The following is an 11,144-nucleotide window of genomic DNA, read 5'->3' on the forward strand; positions in this document are numbered from 1 at the left end:
TTGGCCGTCCTGCACGATATTCGCTGGTCGTGGCTAACCGGGGCGATGGGCCAGGAGACGCAAGAGATGCGCGGACCTGCGTCCCCAATGCGCCGTTATCCCTTCTGCGCGGGCGCCTCGAACGGCCTTTGCATCGTGTTGTGGAAAGCCGCGACGCGCCATGCCCCATTGTCCTTCACAAACACCCGGATGCTCAGTTCCCTGTGCGCAGGCAGCTTCTTCCCGTCCGGGGCCACGAGCCCGCCAAGCTCGTTCAGGACATGGGCGAGCGCCACGTCCGGCCGGACGAACCTGACCTTCACGTCCAGCGTCGTCAGGACGGCGCCACCGGCCCTCATGGCGAAGATGGCCGCCAGCTTCTCCTCGATCTTCCTTAACCCCGTGGCTGCCTCCCCGCGGGCGGACACGAAGTCGGCGTCCGGCGCGTACATGCGTGTGGCTGCTTTAGCATCGTGTCTGTTGAAAGTGTCGGTCATCTCCGCGACAATTCTCCGAATTGCCTCCTCGTCCTTGTCGTCCTGAGTCATCACGTCCCCCATGGCACGGGCATAGTCGAGAGGCCCTTGGTGTCAGGCCAGCCATCGAACTCCTAATCGACGGGTATCAAGTTCGAATGGTGACATCTGCGGCGGCGCGGGCGTCCCGGCCGTGGGGCGGTCAGGCCATCGCCAGCACGGAAGTTTCTCCCGAAGCCGCCACCCGCACGGTGGCGCCCGGAAGGTGCTTGTGCATGACCGCAAGGGCGGCCTCGTGCGCCGCCTGTGCGTGCTCGCGGTTGTCGAAGAACAGGACAGTCGCCTCGCGTGTCTGGTCGTCGGCGGAGCGCGAGGCGTAGGCCCCGCGGAACCCCGGAATCCTCTGGGTGGCGGCGACCACCTCCTTGGCGACCGGCACCATGCTGTCGGGGCCGGGGATGTTCTCGGCCTTCCGCACCATGCAGTAGAGCGACTGGTCCTGGCCGCCGCTCTGCGGTGCCACGATTGCGTGCGGCCCGATCGTGCCGTTGAAGCGCTCGGACGGCTCGTCGAAGCCCGTGAGATTGCTGGTCACCCAGGCGCGAATTTTCTCCCGGCTATTCGTCAGCGCCTCTGCGCTCTCCCAGAGGTGGAGAGCAACGATATCGCCCTGCTCACTGGCGAATGCCGCATAACCGAGGAAGCCCCGCTGGCCTTTCAGCATCGGGACGAACCCCTGCTGGACCATCGACGCCGCCTCGCCGATCTTCCCGGCCATGCCCGCGTAGCGGGCGATGCTGATGTACATTGCGCCTCTCCCTGCCCCGGTGCAGAGCAAGGAATGCTGCTCCCCCAATGTCGTGTGGGTCAACGGTGATGGGAAGGGCGGAGGAATCCGAACGGCTGGCCGCGGGCACAATGTAGTGTCAGACGGAAGCCGCTAGCACGCCACCCACAACGTCCGCGTGTGCCGTTTCGGATGTAGTTCCCGCGTGCTTTGTTGACGTGGGAGATACTAAAGTCTCGCTGCGGAGGGAGGCGTCAAGCGACCGATACTCTCGCTGGCCTCTGCGCGAAGCTAGTCTTCGAAAATCTGAAAGGTGGAGATCATCATCCGTTAAGGTACGCCAACTTCGCCGATCTCTGGAACCTAGCGAGGCGCTAGCCTTTGGCGTCTGCTTTCGGTCGCTGTCGCCCGTGCTACTAAGGAAAGTTCGCAAGAAGGTCGAGGCGGTGCATCTCCACGGCAATGCGAATGCTCCGCGCTCCTCCGCCGTGACGGCCTGGGCTGGTGCCGGAATGCGCTGAACACGGGGGAAGCCGATGCAAGCCAGACACGCCGTGGTAGTCTTGGATGCTGAGCCCGAGCCCATCGAGATCGATCGCAGGCGATGCGCCGTTCTGGTCGTCGATATGCAGAACGACTTCGGCGCTCGAGGCGGCATGTTCGACCGGGCAGGCATTGATATCACCCCGATCGAGCGGGTGGTCGAGCCCACGGCGCAGGTCTTGGCCGCTGCGCGCAGTGCCGGGTTTCCCATCGTCTATCTCAAGATGCAGCATAGCCCCGACCTCGCAGACACCGGGGGACCTGGGTCACCACACTCGATCAAGCACGCACGGTTGGGGGTGGGGAAGGAGGTATCCGCGCCCGATGGCCGGGCGAGCCGCATCCTCGTCAGGGGCACGTGGGACACCGACATTCTGCCACGGCTCGCCCCGCAGGCAGGCGATGTGATCATCCCCAAGCACCGCTACAGCGGGTTCTTTCAGACCGACCTCGACAAGGTGCTGACTGATCGGAATATAAAGTATCTCATCGTCAGCGGTTGCACGACGAGCGTCTGCGTTGAGTCCACGGTCCGGGATGCGATGTTCCGCGACTACCACTGCGTCGTGCTCGCCGACTGCACGGCAGAGCCGATCGCCAGTGACCAGCAGCGGACGAACCACGAAGCGTCGCTGCTGACCATCCAACTGCTGTTTGGGTGGGTGTCGGACTCTGGGCGCCTCGTCGAGGCTATCGCTGGGTCATAGAGATAACGGGAGGAAAGGCCGATGCGCGATGACGGTCTTGCTGGGGTCGAGCAAGTCTACTGGCTCTAAATCGAGTTTATGTATAACGCGGACGCAGCCAAGCTGTACGCTGCTTTTCGCCTGACCGCACTGGCCGTCCACAGACACGGGCAGGCCGACCGAGTTCGTCGTGGAGGTCAGGCTCGTTAGCGGGCGGCGGTAGCCGAGGCTATGCGGAAGGAACTGGCATGCCTTGGGAGGGTGGTTCGGCGGTTCCGCGGCCACCGCATTGCGGTCAGAAAGTGGCTCCAACAGGAACGCCGTGCCGCCATCGTCTGGTCCTGCTGTGTTCGGAGGAAACAGGATTTATCACTGGCGAGATGCTTCACAACGACGGTGAGCACTGCTTGCTTGGCCAACTTCCCGATGGGGTTGCAGAAGGGCTCGCTAACCTCGGTGTTTAAGGAGAAGGTCGTGTCTAATCATGAGGTGCTTGAACTGGGCGATGTCGTCCTGCAATCCGGGTTGACACTGCGTGGGGCCAAGCTGGCCTACAAGACCTACGGGCGGCTGAGCGCCGCGAAAGACAACACCATCGTTTATCCCACATGGTACTCTGGGCAGCATACCGAAAATGAGTGGCTGATAGGCTCTGGGATGGCGCTTGATCCAGAGAAGTACTTCATTATGGTTCCCAACATGTTCGGCAACGGCCTGTCCTCCTCGCCTAGCAACACTCCCCCGCCCTGGGACCGCGCTCGCTTCCCTGGCGTGACGGTCCATGACAATGTGGCCTGCCAGCATCGGTTAATGACCGAGGTGTTTGGAATCGATCGGTTGCGGCTGGTGGTTGGCTGGTCGATGGGCGCACAGCAGACCTTCGAGTGGGCAGTGGCTTATCCCAAAATGGTGGAGTGCATTGCCCCGTTCTGCGGGTCTGCCCGAACCTCGCGGCACAACTTCGTGTTCCTTGAGGGGGTGAAGGCGGCGCTGACCGCTGACGCCGCCTTCCAAGGTGGTTGGTACGAGCGCCAGCCCACCAAGGGCCTGCGCGCCATGGCGCGGGTCTATGCGGGTTGGGGGTTCTCGCAAGCATTCTACCGCGAACGGCTGGACATGGAGGGAATGGGCTTCGCCTCGCTGGAAGATTTCCTTACCGGCTTCTGGGAGGGATTGTTCTTGCCGCGTGATGCCAACAACCTCTTAGCCATGTTGTGGACGTGGCAGCACGCAGATATCTCGGCCAATCGGACCTATCGAGGCGACTTCGAGCGGGCGCTAGGCGCGATCACGGCCAAAGCGTTGGTCATGCCTGGACAAACGCACCTCTACTTCCCTCCCGAAGATAGCCAGTACGAGGTCGCCCACATGCCCAATGCGGAGCTACGCATCATTCCCTCTGTCTGGGGGCATTGCGCCGGAGGTCCGGGATTGAACCCGGTGGATGTGAAGTACATCGACGAGGCATTGAAGGGGCTCCTGCTATCGTAGTCCTCTGGACTGTGCAGGATGCCGCAAAGTGTGCCAACCATAGTTAGTTCGACTAAAGGGTGTGTTCGGTCTCGGGCTCCCGGCCCATCACGTCGCTCTCGATGACCCACTCGCCCCTTCGTGCGGGCAACATCGCCGGACGAGCGGTTGAGTATAGGCTGCGGCGATGGGCTGAAATGATCGACGACAGCCACTTGCCTGTTGGAACGGGCAGAAGGGGATCATAACCGCCGGAAGCCTGAGGTCGTAGGGGTGGGCCTCGACCTGTCAGCGGACGGACGCCACCTTGGCCACCTCCGCTGTTTCGTTCAATTGCTCAAGTAGCCTTGCGTAGATGACGCCCTGTGACCGAAGGGTGTTCCGTACCTCGCTGTAGACCTCAAGCAAACTATAATGGCGGCCATCGCTGGCAATAAACACATTTCGGTTCGCGGTGACCGAATCCAGATCGACCGCATCAGATGCTCGCCGAGAGGGCGCGCGAGCGAGTTCGCGCAGAAATCGGCGCGCACCATCCGCGCCGAGGAAATGCACCATGTAAAGGTCAGCATGGGTCACGGGCCGCCGCAGGATCACTGCAAGGTTGGCCTTCTCGCGTTCCAAGCGCGCCATCGCCAGCGCGGCGGACAGGCGTGAGTCGTCCCGCAACATCAAAAGCTCAGCCAGCAAGCGCCGATCGCGGACTGTGATCTCCCCGGTGTCGGGATTGGTAGTTAGGACGACGACATAGGAGGCCAAGCCGTGGGCTTCTCCATGGTCCCGGGTTGCCTCAAGCCACGCCGACCGAGTGAACTGCATCAGCCCGCGCGCTGTGGAAGCTGGGTTCTGGGCCTCTGGGTCGCAGCGGCTCTCCCGCCATGCCAGGGCAAAAAGCAGTACGTGGTTGTCCCGGCGCCTCCCCCCAGCGCTCTGCAACGCCACGAGGACGTGCGGGCTGATGGACGAGAGCACGGCAGCATCGGCCTCGGGCGGGGACGCTGCCACCGGGCGGGTTCGACTACGATGGTTCGCTACGACGAGGTTGTTTTTTGCGGCAGCGCGTCGGCCAGACATAGATCGGGTCGCGCTCCGTGCAGGAGCACGCATTTGTGGTCGGTGCGCTATGCCACGCTGTTGGCGATGGCTGTCGGCGGACGCTTGGCGTTGCGTGGCGGCTTCGCTTCCGCGGTTCATCGCTGTAGCAAGCAAGAAAAATATCCCAAGGGCCGTCACGACAGACAGTCGCATCGCCGCACTCATGGCAGAGGTCCGCACAACTGTTCTAGCGGCGCTGGGGACGGCGCCGTGCGGTAGTGGGCTTTGCACGCAGGTTCTCCTTGAGGGTGGGAGACGCGTAAGCTGTTCGCCCGAAGTGGTTGGACGATGTTGCCCTGTTGGCTCACCTCGGACGATGCGGACTAGTGCTAGGAAAGTTAGAGTACTTGGTATTGATAAACGCCGAAGTGATGAACTTGTGGAGATGGTATCATTCACCTTTTGAAAAAGGTGACAAACTGAGCCGCACTCGAACACGAAGGTGGCGTGTAGTTCGTATTTTTCAACGCTCGGTTTCTCCGCGCCTGCCTGCATTAGACCTGCGAATATACTCTGTACGCCAGTTCAATCCCGATCGCACGCGGCTCATGTGTCTAGAGCAGCCGAGGCGCTCTCCAAACAAGGAGAATCAAGCGGCATGATCTGAGAGGCTGCCGAACTACTGTCCCCGCCGCCAACGGCCGCGCGAACTTCCACCTTGGTCCGAGTTTTACCATCTGAACCCGTACCGAGGCCGAACGCCAATTGGCAACGGCAGTATCCCTGTTTGACACGCGACAGAACGCGGTTCAGGCGAATGAGCAGGTGCTATTTATCATGCGTGAGAGGCAGATCACGCCGAGCCCTCCCACCGTAATGATGGGCCAGGCCGCTGTCGTCGTGACAGCCAAGGGCTAGCCCGGTGGGCCGTTCGACGGCTTACCCTTGACGGGCGCCCCACCATATCCCGCTCGGGACAGCCCGGCCGTCCCCTTCCTTCAAATCGTTGTCTGTGCCGTGCGACCCGCAAACCTTTCATACGCAGAATCAGCGTATTCGCCATAATTGGCGTGGACATGGCAGGACTGGGCTCCGCACAGTCAGGCCTTGACCGGAGGGTATGCCGCCATGGCTTCTTTCGTCGTCACTGGTATCGTGCGGGTGATCGCCTACCCCAACCAGCACAGGGATGAGCCTGCGCAGCGGATCATTGAGGCTGAGAGCGAGGCGAAGGCCCGTGGCGAATTTATCGCCAGCCTAACGGTCGATGAGGAGTTCTCAGCAACCCAACGCATCGCGGAGGTCACCCACGTCCTTCAGGTTAACGCGGGCGGGGTAGCCGCGGACTGGACCAGTAGAGAACCCGAGGCCCCGGACCTGTCGAGCGGAACCGCGATGAGTAATCATACCGGGTGGAGGGCGTGCCGGGCCGTGAGGGTCGTGGGGCACGCCTCGGGGTCCGCAGCCGTCACCTCGTGGCTCGTTGCACCTTAGCCAGCGTGCAGCCGGCATCCCAGGTCATCCTGGCTATCCACCGAGACTGTCGGGCGCGGGAACCTGCTTGGTGCTTCGTACCTCTCCGGCCGGGTCGGCAGCTTCCGCATAAGCGTCAGTGACAACATGGCCGGTCGGTGGAGTCTCGACAGCGCTCACTCCTGCATCATCGGGCCGCAATCGCGGCGGCGAAATTGGCCCACCAACAGCGCCCGACACGGGCGCTGTGGAGCGCTGGTAGGCGAGCAGGTCGAGGACAGGCGTCTTGTCGCGCCCAAGTGCTAGCCCGACGAGGTGGTGAGCTTGCCCGCGGTGGTGAGTCTGGTGATTGAACAGGTGGGTGAGTAAGTGGTGGAGTGGCTGTGAATGCGGCGCACCGCTGCTTGTGGCGTAGTCGAGGGATTCAGAAATGCGCTTCTCGCTCAACCCGTGGACGTAATCCACGAGCCTTTGGTCCTGCGCCACCTGCGCCGCGCGCAAGTCCTCAAAGTGATGATGCAGCACCTCGTCGAGCCGGATGCTCCTGGGGCTTTCCCCTTCCAATCGGTTCATCCACAGCCTATCGGTAACGAGGAGGTGGTTGAGCGTCCCAAGCAGGGAGCCAAAGAAGGCGCCGCGGTCCTCGGCTAGGGTTTCAGGCGCGATCTGCCCGGCAGCGGCATAGAGGCGGCTGTTGGCCCACTGGTTGTAGAGAGCCATCATGCGAATGTGCTCCTGCCGCGGTCCCATGGCCATTCCCTCGCGCCCGTACTTGCCTTGGCCTTCACGCTATCAGCTGCCGGACTTTATGCACCAGTCGGCGGGCACGGCGCCTTCCTCCGGCGCCGTGGTCTACAGGTTGCTAATCGGTTGAGGCGGCGCACCATCGGAATATCGCTTCAAGCACTGATCGTGCCTTTCACAGCCGCTCGAATACCCCGGGCTGATGGTGTCGCCTGTCCTTGGCGGGAGTGCCGAGGGATGGCGCATCAGGAGCGCGATCTGACTATCTCCCGGAACCTTCATCGGCACTCAAGGATTGCACGGCCAACTGGTCCTGCTTGCTGTCTCGGTGATCGATGACGGTGTTGACGTGGGTTATCAATTCGGCACCGCCTAGCAGCCGCCCGTCGCGGTGAACGCGATCGAACATTACAGAGCCATAGCTCACCGGAAAGCCGCCCTCGTAACGGAAAGATTCAGCACTGCCGGAGCATTCAACCCGGACACGTCGGAGCCGCCAGCGGGTGATGTCCTCCGCCGTGCATTCAAAGCCCATACTAGCAAGGCTGCTGAAGAACCCTGACGCTGTTCCAACGTCAACCGACTGCGTGCCGACCACCGTCATCGGGATGGGCTGGGCGAGCCTCCGGTGCTGCCACCATGGCATTGCTTCATTGCCCGCCGTAGCGGCATCCACTGAGGCGACGAGGATGGCGAGCGCAAGACGAGACATCATCCCGGAGCGAGGCCCCCATCACGCCGCACCTTGGTGGCACGAGCCGGATGATTCTGCTCCCGGCAGCCTGCATCGTCATCCCTCGATCGCGCTGCTCACTGCGAGATGTTCACTGTCGTTCACACGTCGAAAATGTAGCGCCAGCGATCGCGCACGGTGGAGTGCAAAGCACACAAGGGTGACCACTCCACGGTGAGTTGATGCGGTCACAGAATGTATGTGGCAATCAGGCGAGCTTACGCTGACCCGTGGGCTGCAGACCCGTGCAGCTTGAACGCGAGGTCGCATGTTGCTGATGTCGAGACTTAGGGAGGCCGCACGGAAAGCGGATTGCCTCTCCTTCGCATACGGTGGAGGCGACGTGTCCGAACTCGTCGCTCTCCTTCGGCAGATTGCCAGACGTGAGCACTGCACGATGGAGTACACCGTAGTCTCGGGATGCCCGAGGATCATCACGGTGCATTTCGTGCAACAGGGTGCCGCGGTCTTGGCCGGCATGGCTCGTTAGATCGCCTATAGACGCCGAACGACGGTACTGGCGACCAGCCGAGCCGAGTTCCAAAAGCCATATGGGCATCCGGGTGTGGCTGCGGCACGACCGGAGCGTGACGCTGGCTATGGAGCCGCTCTCAAGCGACGAAATCTGTTGGAGAGGTGATCACCCAGCCACTCAACGATTTGTTGTACATGCAAGCCAACCTACTCGGGCGGCGTATCTTCGAGCGTTGTATGGCGCTGTCCAAGATACCCAAGGGGAGCAGTCCAGTGCAGGAGCGGTTTGCGGTCATCTACGTCGTCGAGTGGAAGGGCTCTCCTCGTGAGAGATACTTCCCTACCCTCGAACTGGCCCTCAACTTTGCCAGCCGCGTCACAACGGACGGCACCACTGCCTACCCTGATATAGCTACCATCGTCCGCATGACACGGGCGCACGAGTATTGTGCCTGGGAAGAGGACCAGAGTTTTGAGGTCATCGAAGTCAGTGGCAGGAAGCACCCCCCAAGGCACGGCCATAGTGCCTTGCTGGATCAGGTTTGGGGGCACGTATAGCTGAGCAGCGGCCGGCAGTTTGACCCGGACTGGGAACTCCCTCGCGGGATGTTAGCAGAGGCATCCAACGTCAACGGTGTGGTCTCAATGGTGCCTCAGGCGTTGGGGTGGCAAACTGGTCGATGGTGCGGCATGGCGGTGTCCGACCGATGGTCACTCCAAGAGCATGGCATTCCCGTAGCTTGGCGGGATTCGGTCGCCTGCCCTAATTAAAGGCGCCACAATTTATCGGCGGGCATGCCAGTTCCGTGCTGTCACTGTCGTTCTCGGCTGAGCGCGCGATCTCAAAGCCGAAGCGGCGGTAGTAGTTGAGTAGCCGTTCGCAACCAGCCAATACGATGAGGCGAACTGGCCGTCCTGCGCGGTCGGCGTAGCTGCAAAGTCACCATCGCCCAAGGCGTGGTGATTGGCGCTGACTGCCGGGTCGGCGCGCACGCCAGTCTCAGCCATGCGCTGCTGGGTGCGCGGGTCTACGTGTACCCCGGCGCCCGCATCGGCCAAGAGGGGTTCAGCTTCGCTCCCACGGCGTCCGGCTTCCTCTCCGTCCCCCATCCCGGGCGGGTGGTCCTGGGCGACAACGTGGAGATCGACGCCAACACTACCATCGACCGGGGCTCGACTGGCGACACGACAATCGGGGCCGCGTCACGCCTCGATAACCTCGTCCAGATCGTACACAACGTCCAACTCGGCCGGTGCTGCGTCGTGGTGGCGCAGGTCGGCATCGCGGGCTCGGCGGTGCTCGGCGACTTCGTACAGATTGGCGGACAGGCGGGTGTGGCTGGACAATCTGAGGATTGGACAAGGAGCGCGGATCGGAGCGCAATCAGGCGTAATGTCGGACGTGCCCGCGGGCGCCACTGTGGTCGGCAGCCCCGCCCAGCCGCGGCACGAGGTCTTCCGGCAGATCGCTTCCCTGAAGCGAATGGCGCGCCCGCAGTGGTGAAAAGGCTGCGACGCAAGGACCCACTTCCGTGCGGCCCGATTGAGCCGTCTGGCCAACCGTCATTCCCACCTCTGAGATAGCCACCGGAGGCTGCTCTGACGCAGCGTGATCCGAGTGCAGGAACGGCTCCAGGGCTGAGTTGGGGCTAAACCTCGAAAGGGTTCGGCGTCACTTCCTCAGGCTGGTCGGCTTGCGTCAAACGCTGCCGGGCGGCGGCTGGGACCGTGCCATGCTACATTCAAGCGCACCACCATCGGTACGGAAGTATGGGTGAACAGCCGCGGTGACGCCGCCTCAAGCGAGCTTCAGGTTGGCTGCCGCTTCTTTCCCACGCTCCCGAACAACCTCGTAGCTGACCCTCTGACCATCATTGAGGCCCTGCAATCCAGCAGCCTGCACGGCCGTGATATGCACGAACACATCCTTGCCGCCACCGTCAGGCTGAATGAAGCCAAACCCTTTGCTGGCATTGAACCACTTCACGGCGCCGGTTGCCATTTGATGTCCTCCCTTAATCTCCGAGAAGGATGCCCCAACCGCTGGGCGGAGCAAAGCGGCTATTCACTTGTTCCAACCTTTGCCTAACGGCGGGGCCAACGGTCACCAGCCGCGCTGATAGTCGTAGCCAGCACCATATCCGCCATACTGCTGCTCGCGCTGAGCGTGCTGCCACGCTCGGCGCTGCTCGCGTTCCTTTTCAAGGCGCCACGCTCCGCAGCACGCCGCCTCGCCATTCCTCGCCTCATCCCGCTGCCGGCGTCACTCCCGCCATCGCCGCTGCCGCTCCGAGCCATCGTCCCAAGACTGCGGCTCTGCTCCCTAGTATTGAGCAGTTTGTACTGCTCCACCCTGGGCGACCGCCGCGACGGCGATTGGGGCTGCGGGACTGCCGATTGTGGCCAGGCGACAGAGCCTAGCGCGGCTGCGGCGAACGTCGTCAACGCGGTTTTGCGCAATGGAACCTCCGAATAGTGCTCCTTAGTGTCCATCCGGGAACAGATCGAGTGATTTGAATCGGTTGTGTTTGGCTGCCGGCGGCGGGTGCGGGAAGAAGGGCGTCCATGTGGACGCCCGAGAACCGGCCAAAATACGACCGCAGCAAGCTGCGCTACCCGAGCGACCTGACCGACGAGGAATGGTCGATCATCGGTCCGCTGATCCCAGATGCAAAGGGCGGCGGCAACAAACGGACGGTGGATGTACGAGCGGTGCTGAACGGTGTGATGTACATCCTGAGCAC

The 11,144-nt window shown here is 62.2% G+C and carries 10 protein-coding genes and 2 pseudogenes; 5 read left to right on the top strand and 7 right to left on the bottom strand.

Features of this window, described 5'->3' with window-relative positions:
• Positions 1 to 95: 95 nt before the first annotated feature.
• Entirely contained in the window at positions 96 to 527 is a 432-nt protein-coding gene (locus tag JMJ56_RS21740; RefSeq protein ID WP_202833874.1) for an SgcJ/EcaC family oxidoreductase, read from the bottom strand.
• Positions 528 to 657: 130 nt separating this feature from the next.
• Positions 658 to 1,263: a hypothetical protein gene (locus JMJ56_RS21745; protein WP_202833875.1), complete on the bottom strand. Its 606-nt coding sequence runs from the start codon at positions 1,261 to 1,263 to the stop codon at positions 658 to 660.
• Between the two features lie 542 nt (positions 1,264 to 1,805).
• Here JMJ56_RS21745 and JMJ56_RS21750 point away from each other — a divergent pair.
• Positions 1,806 to 2,492: a cysteine hydrolase family protein gene (locus JMJ56_RS21750; RefSeq protein WP_202833876.1), complete on the top strand. Its 687-nt coding sequence runs from the start codon at positions 1,806 to 1,808 to the stop codon at positions 2,490 to 2,492.
• Between the two features lie 390 nt (positions 2,493 to 2,882).
• Positions 2,883 to 3,962: an alpha/beta fold hydrolase gene (locus JMJ56_RS21755; RefSeq protein ID WP_236038203.1), complete on the top strand. Its 1,080-nt coding sequence runs from the start codon at positions 2,883 to 2,885 to the stop codon at positions 3,960 to 3,962.
• Between the two features lie 267 nt (positions 3,963 to 4,229).
• Here JMJ56_RS21755 and JMJ56_RS21760 read toward each other — a convergent pair whose 3' ends face one another.
• Together JMJ56_RS21760 and JMJ56_RS35570 are read right to left on the bottom strand one after the other, a co-directional pair.
• On the bottom strand, positions 4,230 to 4,700 hold the full coding sequence (locus tag JMJ56_RS21760) for a hypothetical protein (RefSeq protein ID WP_236038204.1): 471 nt from the start codon (positions 4,698 to 4,700) through the stop codon (positions 4,230 to 4,232).
• 51 nt (positions 4,701 to 4,751) lie between these two features.
• Positions 4,752 to 5,531: pseudogene (locus tag JMJ56_RS35570) on the bottom strand (transglycosylase SLT domain-containing protein); the annotation flags it as partial.
• A gap of 573 nt (positions 5,532 to 6,104) precedes the next feature.
• Between JMJ56_RS35570 and JMJ56_RS21765 the strand changes: the two are divergent.
• Positions 6,105 to 6,470, top strand: a complete 366-nt coding sequence (locus JMJ56_RS21765; protein WP_202833878.1) for a hypothetical protein — start codon at positions 6,105 to 6,107, stop codon at positions 6,468 to 6,470.
• 33 nt (positions 6,471 to 6,503) lie between these two features.
• Here JMJ56_RS21765 and JMJ56_RS21770 read toward each other — a convergent pair whose 3' ends face one another.
• Together JMJ56_RS21770 and JMJ56_RS21775 are read right to left on the bottom strand one after the other, a co-directional pair.
• Positions 6,504 to 7,172, bottom strand: a complete 669-nt coding sequence (locus tag JMJ56_RS21770; protein ID WP_202833879.1) for a DinB family protein — start codon at positions 7,170 to 7,172, stop codon at positions 6,504 to 6,506.
• Positions 7,173 to 7,455: 283 nt separating this feature from the next.
• Entirely contained in the window at positions 7,456 to 7,908 is a 453-nt protein-coding gene (locus JMJ56_RS21775) for a hypothetical protein (protein ID WP_202833880.1), read from the bottom strand.
• Between the two features lie 1,437 nt (positions 7,909 to 9,345).
• On the opposite strand from JMJ56_RS21775, the pseudogene JMJ56_RS21780 reads away from it, so the two are divergent.
• A pseudogene (locus JMJ56_RS21780) lies at positions 9,346 to 9,904 on the top strand (UDP-3-O-(3-hydroxymyristoyl)glucosamine N-acyltransferase); the annotation flags it as partial.
• Positions 9,905 to 10,198: 294 nt separating this feature from the next.
• Here the strand turns inward: JMJ56_RS21780 and JMJ56_RS21785 are convergent.
• Entirely contained in the window at positions 10,199 to 10,402 is a 204-nt protein-coding gene (locus tag JMJ56_RS21785) for a cold-shock protein (RefSeq protein ID WP_202833881.1), read from the bottom strand.
• Positions 10,403 to 10,965: 563 nt separating this feature from the next.
• On the opposite strand from JMJ56_RS21785, the gene JMJ56_RS21790 reads away from it, so the two are divergent.
• A partial coding sequence (locus tag JMJ56_RS21790; protein WP_202833882.1) for a transposase occupies positions 10,966 to 11,144 on the top strand: 179 nt, incomplete at its 3' end.

The organism is Belnapia arida (assembly GCF_016773205.1).
Taxonomy (GTDB): domain Bacteria; phylum Pseudomonadota; class Alphaproteobacteria; order Acetobacterales; family Acetobacteraceae; genus Belnapia; species Belnapia arida.

Excerpts from the sequence above, each read along its gene's own strand:
- JMJ56_RS21770 (WP_202833879.1), bottom strand. The coding sequence starts at position 7,172 with ATGATGGCTCTCTACAACCAGTGGGCCAACAGCCGCCTCTATGCCGCT.
- JMJ56_RS21785 (WP_202833881.1), bottom strand. The coding sequence starts at position 10,402 with ATGGCAACCGGCGCCGTGAAGTGGTTCAATGCCAGCAAAGGGTTTGGC.
- JMJ56_RS21765 (WP_202833878.1), top strand. The coding sequence starts at position 6,105 with ATGGCTTCTTTCGTCGTCACTGGTATCGTGCGGGTGATCGCCTACCCC.
- JMJ56_RS21775 (WP_202833880.1), bottom strand. The coding sequence starts at position 7,908 with ATGATGTCTCGTCTTGCGCTCGCCATCCTCGTCGCCTCAGTGGATGCC.
- JMJ56_RS21740 (WP_202833874.1), bottom strand. The coding sequence starts at position 527 with ATGACTCAGGACGACAAGGACGAGGAGGCAATTCGGAGAATTGTCGCG.
- JMJ56_RS21745 (WP_202833875.1), bottom strand. The coding sequence starts at position 1,263 with ATGTACATCAGCATCGCCCGCTACGCGGGCATGGCCGGGAAGATCGGC.